This is a genomic window from Terrimonas sp. (assembly GCF_003075435.1).
Taxonomy (GTDB): Bacteria; Bacteroidota; Bacteroidia; order Chitinophagales; family Chitinophagaceae; genus Agriterribacter.
Genome location: NZ_QCZJ01000020.1, coordinates 94631 through 110782, shown reverse-complemented (window position 1 = coordinate 110782; position 16152 = coordinate 94631). Strand labels below are relative to the sequence as shown.

Annotated in this window: 16 protein-coding genes; 4 read left to right on the top strand and 12 right to left on the bottom strand. The window is 38.7% G+C overall.

From position 1 onward, the window contains the following. Positions 1-222: 222 nt before the first annotated feature. From DC498_RS19125 to DC498_RS19100, 6 genes are all read right to left on the bottom strand, one after another. Positions 223-645, bottom strand: a complete 423-nt coding sequence (locus DC498_RS19125; protein WP_116875760.1) for an SH3 domain-containing protein — start codon at positions 643-645, stop codon at positions 223-225. Between the two features lie 17 nt (positions 646-662). Next, on the bottom strand, positions 663-1160 hold the full coding sequence (locus DC498_RS19120) for a BON domain-containing protein (protein WP_116875759.1): 498 nt from the start codon (positions 1158-1160) through the stop codon (positions 663-665). A gap of 105 nt (positions 1161-1265) precedes the next feature. Next, positions 1266-2174, bottom strand: a complete 909-nt coding sequence (locus DC498_RS19115) for a ribonuclease Z (RefSeq protein ID WP_116875758.1) — start codon at positions 2172-2174, stop codon at positions 1266-1268. A gap of 37 nt (positions 2175-2211) precedes the next feature. After that, a complete protein-coding gene (locus DC498_RS19110; RefSeq protein WP_116875757.1) occupies positions 2212-3150 on the bottom strand; it encodes a hypothetical protein in 939 nt (312 codons plus the stop codon). A gap of 2 nt (positions 3151-3152) precedes the next feature. Beyond that, entirely contained in the window at positions 3153-3731 is a 579-nt protein-coding gene (gene def / locus DC498_RS19105) for a peptide deformylase (protein WP_116875756.1), read from the bottom strand. Between the two features lie 212 nt (positions 3732-3943). Continuing rightward, positions 3944-4798 (bottom strand): alpha/beta hydrolase, encoded by an 855-nt coding sequence (locus DC498_RS19100; protein ID WP_116875755.1) that lies wholly within the window; start codon positions 4796-4798, stop codon positions 3944-3946. Between the two features lie 190 nt (positions 4799-4988). Here DC498_RS19100 and glgB point away from each other — a divergent pair, with 190 nt between their 5' ends. Next, positions 4989-7043: a 1,4-alpha-glucan branching protein GlgB gene (gene glgB / locus DC498_RS19095; RefSeq protein ID WP_116875754.1), complete on the top strand. Its 2055-nt coding sequence runs from the start codon at positions 4989-4991 to the stop codon at positions 7041-7043. Between the two features lie 14 nt (positions 7044-7057). Then, complete coding sequence (locus DC498_RS19090) at positions 7058-8086, top strand: tetratricopeptide repeat protein (protein ID WP_116875753.1); 1029 nt, start codon at positions 7058-7060, stop codon at positions 8084-8086. 8 nt (positions 8087-8094) lie between these two features. Here the strand turns inward: DC498_RS19090 and DC498_RS19085 are convergent, their stop codons facing one another. Together DC498_RS19085 and DC498_RS19080 are read right to left on the bottom strand one after the other, a co-directional pair. Then, positions 8095-9021, bottom strand: a complete 927-nt coding sequence (locus tag DC498_RS19085; RefSeq protein WP_116875752.1) for a heme-dependent oxidative N-demethylase family protein — start codon at positions 9019-9021, stop codon at positions 8095-8097. A 187-nt stretch (positions 9022-9208) separates the two neighbouring features. Then, complete coding sequence (locus tag DC498_RS19080; RefSeq protein WP_116875751.1) at positions 9209-10375, bottom strand: sialidase family protein; 1167 nt, start codon at positions 10373-10375, stop codon at positions 9209-9211. A gap of 87 nt (positions 10376-10462) precedes the next feature. Here DC498_RS19080 and DC498_RS19075 point away from each other — a divergent pair, with 87 nt between their 5' ends. After that, positions 10463-12157 (top strand): ArnT family glycosyltransferase, encoded by a 1695-nt coding sequence (locus DC498_RS19075; RefSeq protein ID WP_116875750.1) that lies wholly within the window; start codon positions 10463-10465, stop codon positions 12155-12157. Positions 12158-12177: 20 nt separating this feature from the next. On the opposite strand, the gene DC498_RS19070 is transcribed toward DC498_RS19075, so the two are convergent. The 3 genes from DC498_RS19070 to DC498_RS19060 form a co-directional block, all read right to left on the bottom strand. After that, positions 12178-12675 (bottom strand): YdeI/OmpD-associated family protein, encoded by a 498-nt coding sequence (locus DC498_RS19070; protein ID WP_116875749.1) that lies wholly within the window; start codon positions 12673-12675, stop codon positions 12178-12180. Position 12676: 1 nt separating this feature from the next. Continuing rightward, complete coding sequence (locus DC498_RS19065) at positions 12677-13369, bottom strand: toll/interleukin-1 receptor domain-containing protein (RefSeq protein WP_116875748.1); 693 nt, start codon at positions 13367-13369, stop codon at positions 12677-12679. Positions 13370-13442: 73 nt separating this feature from the next. After that, positions 13443-14870 carry a sialate O-acetylesterase gene (locus DC498_RS19060; protein WP_116875766.1) on the bottom strand — a complete coding sequence of 476 codons (1428 nt, stop codon included), beginning with the start codon at positions 14868-14870 and terminating at the stop codon, positions 13443-13445. Positions 14871-14947: 77 nt separating this feature from the next. On the opposite strand from DC498_RS19060, the gene DC498_RS19055 reads away from it, so the two are divergent. Beyond that, on the top strand, positions 14948-15442 hold the full coding sequence (locus tag DC498_RS19055) for a DinB family protein (protein WP_116875747.1): 495 nt from the start codon (positions 14948-14950) through the stop codon (positions 15440-15442). Between the two features lie 73 nt (positions 15443-15515). Here the strand turns inward: DC498_RS19055 and DC498_RS19050 are convergent, their stop codons facing one another. Further along, positions 15516-16151, bottom strand: coding sequence for a hypothetical protein (locus tag DC498_RS19050; protein WP_116875746.1), 636 nt, complete (start codon positions 16149-16151; stop codon positions 15516-15518). Between the last annotated feature and the right edge of the window lies 1 nt (position 16152).

The following is a 16152-nucleotide window of genomic DNA, read 5'->3' as shown; positions in this document are numbered from 1 at the left end:
TTTGAAAAAATATGCTTCGCATTTTTTCAATTTCGCCTTCCGGCGAAACCATACAAAAAGAGGCGGCTAACCCGGTTACTGGTAAAAACCTAAAAAAATAATACCGGGAGTTAAACAGCAAGCCCTAAATAATCGTTGCAGCGTATACCTCTTTCCCGGCATAAACACAAAAAAAGAGACTGCTTAAAACAGCCCCTTTCAAAAATATTATATAACACTTTTTTATTCAACCGGTGCAAGATATTGCGCATAAGCATAGCCTTCTTCGCCATCATCTGTTCTTACCAGCCACCATTGATCATTGGATTTGCTTACCAATGTGATAATTTCATGATGCGCTGCTTTGCCAACTATAGGCTGATCTGTGCCTGGTCCTTTTCTTATATTAAGGTTCGATTTTTCTGTTACAACCTTAACCTTTGCTCCTGGAACGGCGGTTGCTACGTTTACATTCATTACAACATCGCCTGACAAAAAATCAGGATCAATAGATCCGTATACATCCCACAATTTATCTTTTACAGCGCCGGAGGGAGCTTCGCCGTCTATATACAATACACCGTCCTGTTCCCTCACCTGCAGATTGCTTACGCCGGAGGTATTAGCTGTATCAATCAGTTGTTGATATTTATCCTGTAATGCCATATGATTTTATTTTAGAATTATTTTTTTATGGTTAATCCTGAAGCATCCACCTTTTTAGGCTTCAATGCATCAAGCGCAATTTTAATTTTTTTCCAGTTGACAGAAGTGGCTTCGCCGGTAACCGTAATTATACCATCTTTTGCAGTAGCCTTAACTGTAGGGTGGTCTTTCAACGCGTCTGTAATGCCTTTTGTAAGCGGATCATCAGCGGCTATTTCTACAGGAGCAGGTGGGGGAGGTGGTGCAATAGTAGTGTTGTTTACCACGCTTTTTACACCCGGTATTTGTTTTACCACGTTTTCGGAGGCGGTTTTATCTGCTTCATCTTTACATTCGCCGCTAAGGGTTACCACACCATCTTTTACTGTTGCTACCAGGTGCGTAAGCGCCGGGTTTGACTGTATCTGAGTCTGAATGTCTTCATCTTTAATTTTTGGCTTACATGAAAAAAGCCAAATGCTGGTTATGGCAATCAATAGCGATGCATTGAGCAGGCGGGAGAATGTTCTTTTCATAAATTTCAATTTTAATAAAAATATAAAAACTGTTTATAGACAAATATGATGCCCCAATGGTTGCAATGCGGGCAACATAAGAGTAACTTATTTATATCCAATTCCTTATTTTGAAATTATATAGGTAGCGCCTTCCAATGCAAGTTCTGTATTATCAAAAACAGCTTGTGCTTCGGTTAAAAAATCATCCAGTAATTCGTACCTGCTGCTGAAATGCCCGATGATCAGTTTGCCGGCATTGGCCTTGTATGCAACCATTGCCGCTTGTTTCGTGGTAGAATGTCCACGCATTGCCGCTTTTTCTCTTTGCAGATCCAGGTAGGTTGTTTCGTGGTATACCAGGTCACAATTGGCTACTTTTTCAATAATGCTTTCATTATAAGAGGTGTCTGCGCAATAAGCATAGCTCAGTATTGGTTCCGGAGGGTGAGTAAGCAATTGGTTATTTATGATCTCACCGTTTTTGGTTATATAATCTTCACCTTCTTTTAAGCGCGGATAAAAGGAAGATGGAATAGCATACTCCCTTAATTTATCGGGATTTAGTTTCAGTGGCTTTGCTTTTTCTTTAAACAAAAATCCCCAGCATGGTATTCTGTGGCTTACGGCAAAACAACTGATCTCAATTTTCTTATCTTCATACAAAACCATTTCCTTATCAATCGCTGTAAAATGGATGGTATATGGCAAAACAATGTCTGCAGCTTTTATATGTAATGCTATAATTTCCTTTAAAAGCGGTGGAGAAAAAATCCACAGGTCTTCCGTACGCCCGTTTAAGCCATAGCTTGTAAGTAAACCCGGTAAACCGAAATAGTGATCTCCATGCAGGTGAGAAATAAAAATATGCTTTATCCTGTTACGACGGATTTTATAACGCGTCATTTGCAACTGCGTTCCTTCACCACAATCTACCAGGAATAAATGCTCGTAGTAAGCCACCACCTGGGAGGTTGGGTGTCTGTCGTGCATGGGCAGCGCTGAATTATTGCCAAGTATAGTTACCGCGAACAAATAAAAAAATTATGGATGAAAAAGTACAGCAAATATTTCATTCGCTGAAATCGAATAAGGTTGCGGTAAATACCCCACGTTCCCTTTTTTTGAAAACCACATCCCAGTCGCCGGTATAGCGCAACAGTTTTGGCACCAGGTAGCCCCTGTATTTAGTCATCTCAACCTGCATGTTAACGTCAAAATCGTATACACCTGCGGAATAGCTCATGGTATAGTTACGGGCAATCACTTCCAGCGTTTTCACATTAAACCAGGTAGTCATTTCATCAATTACTACTTTGTTCTTGTTTCCTCCGCTGGCTTTATCTTTTGCTTTAATAGAGAATATATAGCATATCTGGCCGAGATGTTCTTCCTGGTCAAGATTGTAATCGTATAAGCCTGCCATGTCCTCATCAAATATGGCTGTTTTATTGCCTATAAAAGGCAGGCCGGGTACTGCTTTGCCAGGATTAAAGAAAAGTATTTTTAATTGCTCCTTATGTTTTGCGGTGCCTGATTTTCCCTTTGTGCTCATTTCCGTGCCTTTTACAATATTGGTTTCTCCGCAAACCGTATCTTTTGCAAAAAAAATACTGGCATATAACTGGGGCGTGTAATAATTGTAATTTTTATCCTCATCATAAATATCGCCGGTCACCTGCTCCTCTAAAACATTGGTATAACGGCAGCCCCCGGCAGCCCATTGATGTGTTTTACTGTAAAGTGAAGCTTTAACTTTCTGCTTCTTATCAAACATTCTTACATCGTTCAGCGAAGTATAGTTAAGTACACGTAAATTCCGGAAAGCTTTATAAAAAGTGGTGTCGTTTTTTACTTTCTCTATAAAAGAAGGAACATTTACATTGTTGCGTATAATGATCTCAGAAAGCGTAATGACTTTATTATCTACTACTACAGTATCTTTTTGCTGGGCAAAAATATTTTCCGTTAGCAGGAAAGACAAGATGCTTATCGAAAGAAAAGCCTTCATAATTATTTGGGAAACGTCATCTTATAATCCACTTTCACCTTTCCTTTAGAAATGTCTTCCAGCTTGCCCTTGATCAATCTCCTTTTTAATGGTTTAAGATAGTCAATAAACAATTTGCCTTCTATATGATCGTATTCGTGCAAAATTACTCTGGCGGTAATACCTTTAAAGGTTTGTGTGTGTGCCTGGAACTGATCGTCAACATATTCCAGGGTAACTGCTTCATTGCGGTAAATATCTTCTCTTATTTTTGGAATACTTAAGCAACCTTCATTATAAGCCCATTCTTCGCCATCAAGTTCTTTAATATGAGCATTGATGAAGACCTGTTTTACACCGGGAGCATCAGCATATTTCTTTTTTTCTTCTTCATCCATGCCTTCAAATATCTGCTTGCTGTCAATTACAAATAGCCGTACTTCCCTGTTGATTTGCGGGGCAGCCAGGCCAACGCCACTCGAAGCATACATGGTTTCCCACATATCTTCAATAAGTTTATTTAAACCCGGGTAATCAGCGTTAATATCCTTGCAAACTGTTCTTAAAACCGGTGCGCCGTACGCTACAATTGGTAAAATCATGCTGTTGTATTAAATTCCAAAATAACGGCAAAAATAATTGAATTTTTCAACATTTCAGGAATGCACCGGGTTAATGGCACAGGAGTTTCGCATTTAAATATATGTTATACTAATGAGAATATCATTTGGTTAAGCTATAAAAGCAGCTTTTATAATTAAGCATGTATCTGATACTTCATTTAGTTGAAGCGGCTGTAGCCTGTGTCTTCGATTTATTTCACATATTCCTTAAGAAATATTTTTATTTTTTCATAAGAATCAAGAAGATTGTTGCCGGTCCACCCGTGACCTTCACCAGGGTACATTACCAACTGATGTGCCACGTTATACTTAGTAAGGGAATCAGACAGCAGGATAGATTGTGAAGGAGGTACTGTTGGATCTGCATCTCCCTGCAGTATAAGCGTTGGCGGAGATTGCGCTGAAACAAAATTTGCAGGGCTGGAGTTTTTGTATATAGCCGGATCCTGGTCATACGTTTTGCCGGTAACATTATACAATAATAGCTGGTACAGGATATTTATATTCCATAAGGCAGGAAGCTCGGTAGGTCCAAAAAAGTCAACCACTGCCTTTACGTTTTTATCAGGGTCGTTTTTGTACGCGTGTAATAAAGCAAGATGCGCGCCGGCACTAAAACCTGCCAGTACTATATCTTTTGAAACAACAAAATCATCCGTATGCTGAAGATAAGCCGCTATTGCAGATTTTGTGTCGTTTTCCTGGGAAGGAAACAGGTCGTTGCCGTCTTTAGCCAAACGGTAATTTATATTGATTACAGCATAACCCGGAAATTGTTTTTGTATTTCAGGTATTGAGGAAGTTAAATCGCTTTTGCTTCCCTCTGTCCAGCCTCCTCCATGTATCAATACAATTGTTTTTGTGGTTTTTGTTCTGCTGGCCGGCAGGTATATATCCATCTTTTGTTGCCCGTTACTACCATAAGCGGTGTCAATAATATTTCTTTCCGGGAGATATTGTTGATCATCTTCTCCGGGATTATTTTCTTTTTGACAAGAAAAAATTCCGGAGGCAAGCAATAATAACAGAAAAGCATATTTCTTCATCTTTAATATTTAAGGTTAAATAAAGACTGTCCTAAATTAATTTACTGATATGTTTTTTTATGGATTTTTTGAAAAGGTTATGAAATTTTTCACAATCATAAATTAATAGTCAATCTCTTAGTGTTAAGCTGAAAAAGCATATATTTAACCGAGACAATACAATTGCTTTCCATATTTAACTCTTACGATAATGCCAGCACCAAAAAAAACTGCTGCTAAAAAAAGTACAGCAGATAAAAATAAAACGGAAAAAAAACAAATACCTGCTCCTAAAAAAAATAAAAAAGTGTCTGCAGATACAACTATAAAAAAATACGAAGACATACATTTTGTTGATAGCACCAAAACGGTTTGGAATTACTCTTTATTTACGGATGAAGATATCAGTAATTTTCAGCAGGGCACACACTATAATCTGTATAAGCTTTTTGGCTCAAGACCTGCAAGGGTATTGGATACCGATGGTTATTATTTTGCTGTTTGGGCGCCCAACGCTACGTTTATTTCTGTAAAAGGTAATTTTAATGATTGGAATAATGACTCGCATCCACTGTATGTGCGGCTTGATAATTCAGGCATTTGGGAAGGATTTATTCCCAATATGAAAAAAGGAGAAGTATATAAATATCACATTCATGGGTATAAAGGTCATAAGCAGGATAAGGGCGATCCCTTTGCCTGGTTTTGGGAGAAGCGGCCGGACACAGCTTCTATAACCTGGCATTTGGATTTTGCATGGAATGATGATGCTTGGATGAAGCGACGAAAAAAGCATAATGCGCTTGATGCACCATGGAGTGTGTATGAAGTGCATTTGGCAAGCTGGATGCGCCCTGATAAAAACGATGAAGAAAGTTATAATACTTATGATCAGATTACAGAGCGCCTGGTGCCTTATGTAAAAGAAATGGGCTTTACACATGTAGAGTTTATGCCGGTAATGGAGCATCCGTTCGACGGCTCATGGGGATACCAGGGCGCAGGTTATTTTGCGCCAACATCCCGCTTCGGCGATCCGCAGGGTTTTATGCATTTGGTAGATGCATTACATAATGAAGGCATTGGTGTTGTGCTGGACTGGGTACCTTCTCATTTTCCGTATGACGCGCATGGTTTATTCATGTTTGATGGAACGCATACTTATGAATACGCGGATATGCGCAAAGGGTTTCACCCGGATTGGAACAGCTATATTTTCAACTACAAGAGGGGAGAAGTAAAATCATTTTTGATCAGCAGTGCAAGATACTGGTTTGATAAGTATCATGCTGATGGCATACGTGTAGATGCAGTTAGCTCAATGCTTAAATTGAATTACTCCCGCACTACGGGGCAATGGGAGCCAAATGAATATGGCGGCGATGGGAATCTGGAGGCAATCGCTTTTATTAAAGATTTGAATGAAACGATATACAGGGATTTTCCTGATGTGCAGACGATAGCGGAAGAAGCCACAGATTGGCCGGGTGTGAGCAAGCCTACATTTGAAGGAGGGCTTGGTTTTGGTATGAAATGGATGATGGGCTGGATGCACGATACACTTGATTATTTTAAATTCGACCCCGTTTTCCGGAAATTTCACCAGGATAAGTTTTCTTTCAGTATGATGTACTTCTATGATGAAAACTTTATGTTGCCGTTGAGTCACGATGAAATTGTGCATGGAAAAAGCCCGATGTTATATAAAATGCCTGGTGATGAATGGCAAAAGTTTGCCAACCTGCGATTGCTGTATTCCTATATGTTTACACATCCCGGCGGTAAGTTGTTGTTCATGGGCGATGAATTCGGGCAAACCAGTGAATGGAATTATAAATCAGAGCTGGATTGGTTTTTGTTGCAATATGATGCCCATAGAATGTTAAAAGATTGTGTAGCTGATTTGAATAAACTATTGCGTGATGAACCTGCTTTATACGAGAATCAATTCAATATTTATGGTTTTGAATGGATAGACCTGAATCATCGCGATGAAGGAATAATAGTATACAGGCGCAAAGGGAAAAAACCGGCTGATGATGTGCTGGTAATACTGAATGTAACGCCTGTAGTTTACCACGATTGGAAGATACAGGTATCGGGTAAAGAGCAGTGGAAGGAAATCTTTAACAGCGATGAAAAAAAATACTGGGGAAGCGGGGATGTGTTAAATCCGGATATACGGTCAGAGATGGTTGATAAAAAGGGCAGGGTTTTTGAAATAAATATTCATCTGCCCCCATTAGGTGCAGTAGTGCTCAAATAGCCTCTTTTAGTTGTATGAAACGTGTATTGATTTTTTGCTTTGTTGCGGTGATGTCGTTACCGGTTTTCTCTCAAATATCAGACAGCGCAGGTTTTTTTTATGCAAAAGGCGCTGAAGAACAACAAAGCAGGCGGTTTGCAATGGCGCATAAGTATTTTCAGCAGTCTGTAGATGCTGATTCTACTGATAAAGAGAGCTGGAAAGCTTTAGCCAATACCGCGTTAGAGTTAAGGCAATACAAAAAGGCAAAAAGTGCTTTTGAAAGGGTGTATGAGCTTGATAAGAATGATACCACGGCCATTCACCAACTTGCACAACTGAACTTTAATTTCCGTCAATGGCATAAAGCAATTGAGTTTGGTCTGCTGATGCAGCAGCATGGTCAATATGCAGGTACTAATTATATAATTGGCAAAAGTTTTTACGAGGATGAGAATTATGGTAAAGCTTTTCAGTATCTTGAAGAAGCCGCCAAAGACGACCCGGTAAATGCTCAAATTCCCTACATCATTGCGGTATCCTATGTAGATATGAGCAATTACAGAAAAGCCATTCCTTATTTTCATAAAGCATTGGCCATAGATTCGAATAATGCAAGATGGTATTATGAAATGGCTATGACTTACTCCGCGATACCGGATGATAAAACAGCAGTTATTTATTATGAAAAAGCTGCTGAAAAAGGATATAAAACCGATAATGATTATTTCGAAAACCTTTCTTTATCATGCATACTCTCCGGGCAACCTGAACGGGGTTTGCAATTAATGATGGGGCTGTTGGAAAAAAAACCTGCCGATCTCAATTTGCTGTACAATATAGCAGAGACTTATTATAAAATTAAAGACTACCCCAAAGCTATTGGATATTTTGATAATATTCTTCAGCAGGATGCCTCCAATGCAAGGGCAATGTATATGATGGGAATGGCATATCAGAAAAAAGGCGATGTATCCAGGGGAATGAAAATATGCGACAGGGCCATTGAACTTGATCCCTCGCTGGCAGATTTAAAAAGAAAGAAAGTAAATGTTGGTTTGTAATGCTTGAGCTATTTGCCCAGTTTTCTTTTTAATTCAACTTCCATTTTAATAATGCCTTTATATATTTTGCTTTCATAAGACATAGTATCTATTGCTTCCCATAAAAGATTTTGCTCATTATGATCAAGCTCTGAAATATCGTAAAAATAAGTGTGGATAGTAAAGATAAAAACGTTTTCTTCTGCAAATCCTACCAGGTTCTGTCGCTCTGTTCTTATGTAAAATTTTGTTGCGTCATCTCCTTTTAATCTTCCGTTCCAGTAATCGCTGTCTATACCAGGTGGTGGAACAGGGTGGTGGTTTAAACGATCATCAGTAGCAACACCCCAGGCAAATCTTGTAAATGGTCCTTTTTGAATAATAGCAGATAACATTTTAGGATGCTGCTGCATGGTTTTATCCATACCTGGTATAGGCGCGTGTATAGCCTCGAAAGTTTTTCCGCATTTTTCTGTTGGCGACCAATGGTTGGGCGAGCAGAGATGAATGGCTGTCAGCCAGTCTTCATTGTCCTGCATTTGTACTATAGCAATGTCTTCCTGCACCTGGCAGCATAGCGCGTCAAAAAGAGATTCATACTTATCGCTGTCAATATCTATCCAATCATCACTCCAGTGGATAGTTTCGTTTAAAATCCTGTTGTGTAATGAAATACTTTTGCCTGATTCCTCAAGTATAAAAAAATCAGGATATTCTTTAACCAGTTGCCGCGCTATATATTTATTTACCCTGCTTATGGTGCCGGGCAATAAACGTGAAGTGCAATAGTATTTGTAAATATCTTCTTTTCTGCAGGCAGTTTTATTTTCGATATACTGGTTGTAGGTATCATCCACCTGGAAAATAAATTTTTCAGATGATACAGGATTTTTTTCAATTGCAATCAATCCCGGCGCAGTAGAGTATTTTCCTGTGAGAAACGGAAGGTATTTCATAAAATGAACGAAATGCTAAGGTAAATGATTTTTAAGCACCTATAAACAGATGTTGCCGGATTAACCTATCAGTATATAAACAGTTAAAAACAGCCGGCTATTTAAACTGGATTTCCCGGAAGTTTATTATTGAGCCTAAAGATTAATTCAGAAAATCTTATACCTGGCATGATGATATGGTATGGTCTTAAAGTGTTTTCCTGAATTTCTTAATCCTGTGAAAAGTTAAATAGTTAGCGTCATGATTATTATGCGCACCACCTTCTCCATCATCATAAGCCGTTCTGCTTACGAATAAAATATCATTTTTATAAAACAGCCAGTCTACGTACTGAAAACCGTGATTGATAATATCAGGGTGCTGTAATAGCAACTTGCGAAAACTCCAGTTAGTCAAATCGGGCGAGCTGAATAATGCTTGTGTATTACGTATGCTTGCAGGGTTTCTGCCAATATTTTTTTGTTTTATACTGTCGGGAATATAATTGCTGATCGTCCAGTATAATTTTGAAATACTATCATAACGTATAGTAAATTTTTTACTACCACCGGGAAATGCGATAAATCCTGTAGCAGCATCAAAAGATGCTGTTTTACCATCACTGCTTATTTTTACAATGGCTGCTTTCTCATCAAGTGTTGATCTGTCGTCTACCCGTAACATATCAATAATGTTCCCATCCGGCGTTACAACCGCATTGCCTTCAATCCATGCGCCGAAATTGCCATTCAGCATAGTTGAATCATAATGCAATACGTTGCTGGTTTGCCAGTTCGAAGCCAGCATAGGGTCTTTATCAACCTCTATACTCATCATAAATGCGCCGTATCTTTTTCCCCATTTTTTAACTTCTCCCATCGCGTCTTCCATAGCACGCCAAAGTTTACCGTTGTATTCAACAAATGGCATAGGAGCGCAATGATATTCGCCCTGCAACAGCAATCCATGATTGGCATCCACCGGCTCGGACCATGTGCTGCCATTATCGGCAGAAGTTCTTATGATGGTATTTCCATGATGTTTGCTGGTTCCAAAAAAGTACAGTTTACCTCTGTAAGTAAATAGTTTTGACCAAAACTGGCCGTTAATAACAGCCACCTCCTTCCATGTTTTCCCTTTATTGGTTGAACGATATATTTTCGACACCGGCTTTTCAAATTCATTGGATGAAGGGCCAAACAAATCATGTGATGCGAGATAGCTTCCATCCTTAAGTATGCAAATACTTGGTGAACCAATATATAAACCGCTGCTGGCAGGGCTGTGAGTTATAACAGTGCCGGGTACACTAAGTTTTTGGGCTTGTAATGTTAGGGAGACATAAAAAAGGGAAATAAAAACTGCATATTTCATAATATATGGCTTTAATGTTAGAGAGCGCATTAAAAATAAATTATACTGGTCTGTTTTTTAAATATTTTGCAGGTTAATAATTGAATAATGTTTGTAACGCAAGCTCCTGGTTTTGCATCCGGTAACAGTTGGAATACATGGCTGGCAAAATGGTTCACACCGCTTTGTATTGCCGGGATTGTTATTAATGCCACAGGTTTTTTTGTAACAATACTGGATTCGGATGGAACGCTGTATGCAATGGTTGCTAAAACAATTGTTGAGCGTAATGATTTTGTGAACCTGATGGTATTTGGTAAAGACTGGTTAGATAAGCCTCATTTTCCTTTTTGGCTGATAGCGGTAAGCTATAAGATTTTTGGAATAAATACTTTTGCCTATAAGCTGCCGGCATTTTTGTGCTGGATGATGGGCGCTTATTATACATATAAATTTGCATTCAAAGCTTATAACAGGAGTATTGCACAACTGGGTGTGTTGTTGTACTTATCGGCAGCGCACCTTGTAATATCCAATAATGATGTTCGTGCAGAGCCTTACCTTACCGGTTTTATCATTGGCAGTGTATATCATTTTTATATTGCTTCATTAAACCATAAAATAAGCCGGCATATAGTATGGGGTGCTTTATTGGCTGCTTTTGCTGTTATGACCAAAGGCCCTTTTGTACTGATCTCTATCGGCGCAGGTTTTATCGTTCACTGGATCATTAAAAGAGATGTTAGGCAATTGCTCAGCTATAAGTGGATCATTGCTTTTGTACTGATTGCTGTTTTCTCATTGCCTGAAGTGTATACTTTATATATGCAGTTTGATCTGCATCCTGAAAAAGAAGTGTTTGGAACAACGGGTGTATCAGGCGTTCGCTTCTTTTTTTGGGACAGCCAGTTCGGGCGATTTCTTAATAATGGTCCAATCAAAGGAAAAGGTGATCCATTTTTCTATGTACATACCATGCTATGGGCTTTTCTGCCCTGGTCGCTGATATTTTATATTGCATTATACTGGAAGATATTTAAATCCGGTAAACTCTTTTCCAAACAGGAATATATTACAGTTGGCGGAGGAATGATTATGCTCCTGATCTTTTCATTATCAAAATTTCAACTGCCTCATTATTTAAATATCCTGTTTCCCTTCTTTTGTATTATAACCGCTCAATATCTCTGCCAGTTGCAAAAGCAGGCATGGATACGGGTAATAAGCGTGATACAATCTATTATCATTGGCGCTTTGTTATTAATACCAATGCTGTTGATATATTTTTACCACCCTGCTCATACAATAGTGGCAATTATATATATGCTGTTGGTAATTGTTGTTACGCTTTTGGTATTCAAAAAAAATGGACTCACCGGCATAACAGGGAAAAGCTTTTTGGCAGCGCTTGGTGCTTATGGGTTTCTAAACATATTTTTTTATACTGCTCTTATAGATTACCAGAGCGGGAGCAATGCTGCTGAATTTTCAAATAAAACAACGGATAGTAGTGTGACACGGGCTGCAGTGTATGGCACATTTTCTCACTCGTTTACCTTTTATACAAAAAAAGAAGTGGTATATGGTGACCTTACCCGGCTAAAAGAATATGCAAAGCAGCCGCTTTTAATTTACACTACACAGGAAGGGTTGGAGGCAATACGAAACAGTGGTTTGGAAATAACCGATACACATAATTTCCCTTATTACCACGCCAGCAAACTAACCGGTGCGTTTATAAACTATAAAACAAGGCCGTCTGTAGTAGCTACGCATTACCTTGTAACGGTGGTGGCGAGATAAGGATTGAATATGCGGAGGCGCTAATTACTTTGGAGCGGAGGTCTGCCCACAAATCTTTCCCTGCCCAACAAAAATCCTATGGCACGGTCAACGTTTTTACTTATGCTTTCTGCTGTTTTCAATCCTGCTATATACCTGTTTATTTCCTTTTGCAGGGAAGGCGAAAGCGATTCATAAATTTTTTTTGCTTTTTTGTTGTTATCCAACGCCGCAGACAGCTTTGGATGAAATGGCACGCTTCTGTCTTCAGGGTCATGCTCAATAGTGATAGCTATTTTTTTTCCTGCGTGTTTGGGAGAATCTTTGAGCATTACCGTATTAATATAAAGCCGCCAGTGCCCTGCATATTTTACCAGCGTTTGCTTATAGGGCAAATTGTTTATCGTTCCTTTTACCGGTATTGGCCCCTTATTTTTTCCTGACGAGGTAAAAAGAGCATCCAGGATTTTAACTGGAACAAATACAAAAGGATTGATACCTATGATTTCAATTACTGCTGAAAACTTTTTAGACATCATATCAATGAAAAACAGGTATGGTTTTAACGAAATACAGTTCTTTTGTATTCCATAAATATATCACCACAAATACTGTGAAATGATATTTGGTTTCAAAGCTTTTTTTAAACTTATTTTTTAACGAAGTGGGTGAAGCTTTAACAGTTTCGATTGCGTCTGTATCCCATCCGTAGTCAAACCTGTATTCCACCATTTGAATTTTTTTAAGAAATTCGGGAGGAGCATCTATCCAGAATTTGCCATTATACCACCATTCATCTGCCAACTGAATTTCATGCTCAACAGTGTAAAAGCTATTGCTTTGTAAAATACCCGACATTAATTTGAAAAAATCAATCGTAAAATCATCGGTCGCATCCAATATCTGGTATGCTGCTAATTGCGGTATGATGTCTGCGAACTGCAGCCGGTAAACAATTAATTTGCGAATACCGGTTTTCAATTCAGATTGCTGCACCCAGGCAAGTTCCTGCTTTATATATTTTGATTGTAAAGATTCAGGTGAATGAATATAAATAAAATGATCACACTTTTTTATCCGGTTCTCTAATTCCTTTTTCCAGTCTGCCCCTGCCTTTATTGACTCTGTATCTAAAAATACATCATGGGCTGTATCAAGTCTGGATATGAGATTCCTTATCCTTTTTGCTATATCCGTATTTTTCCTTGAATAAGAAATAAAGAAATTAGCCATAAGATGCTTTATGTTTTTTCAAAAATCTATAGCATCAAAGCATACGGATTGACGGATAACAGCAATCAATTATTTATTCTTCTTTACCTGTATCCACATCCCAGTTATCAGTTCTGAATGGGTCTACAGGTAAGCCTGCCTTGTTAAAAATATTTCCGATAGCGGTATTGCTGAATGAAAAACGCGCTGCAACCGGGTTTTTGATTTGTTTGTTGGAAAGAATAACATGATCACCTTCTATCTTTACATCTGCCGGTAAAAAGTTTTTGTCTTCACCGGCTATATAAAATTCCGTAGCTTTTTTATCCGCTCCTTTAAGTATTAAGCCATCTGCTGCATTGTTGAAGTAAACAGTTATTTTATTTTTATTCACTTCCATGTTTTTGTATACAGGGCTTTTGTAACTTATGCCCTGTTTGTTATAAGTATCCGCTAATGCCCATGCAGCCAGCCTTTCTCCAACGCCAATTTTTTGTCTTGGATGAATATCCTTTACATTTTCCACCAGGTCGGTAATTACAACCATACCTGTTTTAGGGTGAGATAGTGTTTGTGTTTGCGCTTCACGCAGTAATGCAGCAATATTTTTATTGCCATATTTAAATGGAGCGATCTGCACATAATAAAAAGGAAAATCTTTATTCCATGCTTTGCGCCAGCTGTCAATCATTGTTGTCATCAGCTTTTTGTAGGAAGATGCTGTACCTGTATTACTTTCTCCCTGGTACCATATAGCGCCTGCAATATTGAAGCTGGTGATGGGATATATCATTGCGTTATAAGTTGCGCCGGATACTGTGGGCCACCAATTGTTTATGCCCTGTTTTGCGGCAGCTGCTTTTAGTTCGTTATCATTGTTTACGGCATCAGCGGGTGTCCATACTTCCGCAGGCGTGCCTCCCCAACTGGTATTGATAAGCCCGATAGGGATATTTAATTCTTTCTGTAATTTTTTTCCGAAAAAGTAGGCAACAGCACTAAAGTTTTTTAGTGATGCGGGATCGCAGTTTTTCCACGTGCCTGCATTGTTGTCCTGCGGGTATATGGCTGTTGTTTTGGGAAGATGAAACAAACGTATATTCGGATTTGTGCTGTTAGGTAGTTCTGCATCCATTTCCGGTAACCCGTTCACGCTGCTCCATTCCATATTGGATTGACCTGAACATACCCAAACTTCACCTATCATCACATTTTGCAATGTAATGGTGTTGCTTCCTTTAATGGTAAGGGTATAGGGACCGCCGGCTGCAGGCGTTTTAATTTTTATATTCCATTTTGCAAAACCGGTTGCCTGCACAGAATCAACATTATTATTCCAGGTATTGCTGATAAATATTTTTTCACCGGGAGATGACCATCCCCAAACTGTTACGTCAGCTTCTCTTTGCAGCACCATATTGTCAGAAAATATTGCGGGCAGGCGTACCTGGGCAAAGCTGTTAACCGCAATAAATAATGTGAGAAAAAAGAAAACTGAACGCGATACAATCGTTTTGGACATACAGAAATATTTTTTGCAAAAGATAGGAAAGAAAAAGTCCATCACAAAATCAATTCTATCTTTATAAAAAAATATATATGGCACTGGGCATTTCAATGGCTGCTGAGTTAAAACATGAGGCATCCAATACACAAAAAATACTGTCACGTATACCCGGAGAACATTTTGAATGGAAACCACATGAAAAAAGTATGGCGGCAGGCAGGTTAGCAAGTCATATTGCAGAGCTTACACAGTGGGCAGGCTTAATAATAAATATGCCGGAATTTGATTTTACAAAAACACCGCTCAACCGTTGTAAAGCTGCTGATACGAAAGAATTGCTGGATTTTTTTGAACAAAACCTTGAACAGGCAATTGCAACGCTGCAAGCCGCTACCGATGAAGTGTTAAATGAGAACTGGATACTTCGCAGGGGAGAAATTGTTGTTGTTAGCCTGCCTAAAAAGGTAGCGCTAAGGAGTATGCTGATGAATCATATTATCCATCATCGCGGTCAGTTGTCTGTTTACCTGCGGTTGTTAAATATTCCGGTACCAGGCATGTATGGTCCTTCGGCTGATGAAAAATAGCGGCAGATAATGTAAGGTATAGGGTATAAGGCAATGGTGATCGGGATAGTGAATAAGTATTTATCACCTGACCCTAATTATCTTTTGTATATCTAAACTGCCCGGGTAATAATGGATGCCTTCCTGATAAATGTGGATTTGAGAACTGCAGGGTGAAATCAGAAAAGAATACTTCACTTATCCATTTTTCAAGTTCAAATACAAAGTTGTTTTGAATTTTATTGAGCGGAATATATGTAAACGGGTGATCAGGAAAAAAAGATGAAATGATTTTCACCGAATCAATTTCCTGCTTTGTAAACTGAACGATACCCTCTGCATTAGTGAATTTTTTTTGACGGCCACGCGCTGTATATAATGTGCATTCAATGTCTTTTATATAGAGCGGATTGTCGTCAGTAAAAGCTATAGTAACAAAATTATCATTTACCCTGCGTGAAGATAGCAGCTTGAAATCACGGGCAGGTTTTAAACGACTGTTGAAAGTAATAATGTTATTATCCAGGGTCCATCTTCCGCTACCGGTTCGGGTAAACTGGTCTTTTGTATAAAAAAAAGTGAATGTATAATTTGGCTTTAGCGTAAAGCCACTATTTGTATCTTTTACGTCCTGCAAAAAATAAGTACCTGCTGCATCATTGTTTTGTTGGGCACATAGTGAAAAGGCAACCAGTAAAACAGGAATAATTATGCTAAATCTTTTCTTCATA

Excerpts from the sequence above, each read along its gene's own strand:
- DC498_RS19125 (WP_116875760.1), bottom strand. The coding sequence starts at position 645 with ATGGCATTACAGGATAAATATCAACAACTGATTGATACAGCTAATACC.
- DC498_RS19120 (WP_116875759.1), bottom strand. The coding sequence starts at position 1,160 with ATGAAAAGAACATTCTCCCGCCTGCTCAATGCATCGCTATTGATTGCC.
- DC498_RS19110 (WP_116875757.1), bottom strand. The coding sequence starts at position 3,150 with ATGAAGGCTTTTCTTTCGATAAGCATCTTGTCTTTCCTGCTAACGGAA.
- def (WP_116875756.1), bottom strand. The coding sequence starts at position 3,731 with ATGATTTTACCAATTGTAGCGTACGGCGCACCGGTTTTAAGAACAGTT.
- DC498_RS19100 (WP_116875755.1), bottom strand. The coding sequence starts at position 4,798 with ATGAAGAAATATGCTTTTCTGTTATTATTGCTTGCCTCCGGAATTTTT.
- glgB (WP_116875754.1), top strand. The coding sequence starts at position 4,989 with ATGCCAGCACCAAAAAAAACTGCTGCTAAAAAAAGTACAGCAGATAAA.
- DC498_RS19090 (WP_116875753.1), top strand. The coding sequence starts at position 7,058 with ATGAAACGTGTATTGATTTTTTGCTTTGTTGCGGTGATGTCGTTACCG.
- DC498_RS19085 (WP_116875752.1), bottom strand. The coding sequence starts at position 9,021 with ATGAAATACCTTCCGTTTCTCACAGGAAAATACTCTACTGCGCCGGGA.
- DC498_RS19080 (WP_116875751.1), bottom strand. The coding sequence starts at position 10,375 with ATGAAATATGCAGTTTTTATTTCCCTTTTTTATGTCTCCCTAACATTA.
- DC498_RS19075 (WP_116875750.1), top strand. The coding sequence starts at position 10,463 with ATGTTTGTAACGCAAGCTCCTGGTTTTGCATCCGGTAACAGTTGGAAT.
- DC498_RS19070 (WP_116875749.1), bottom strand. The coding sequence starts at position 12,675 with ATGATGTCTAAAAAGTTTTCAGCAGTAATTGAAATCATAGGTATCAAT.
- DC498_RS19065 (WP_116875748.1), bottom strand. The coding sequence starts at position 13,369 with ATGGCTAATTTCTTTATTTCTTATTCAAGGAAAAATACGGATATAGCA.
- DC498_RS19060 (WP_116875766.1), bottom strand. The coding sequence starts at position 14,870 with ATGTCCAAAACGATTGTATCGCGTTCAGTTTTCTTTTTTCTCACATTA.
- DC498_RS19055 (WP_116875747.1), top strand. The coding sequence starts at position 14,948 with ATGGCACTGGGCATTTCAATGGCTGCTGAGTTAAAACATGAGGCATCC.
- DC498_RS19050 (WP_116875746.1), bottom strand. The coding sequence starts at position 16,151 with ATGAAGAAAAGATTTAGCATAATTATTCCTGTTTTACTGGTTGCCTTT.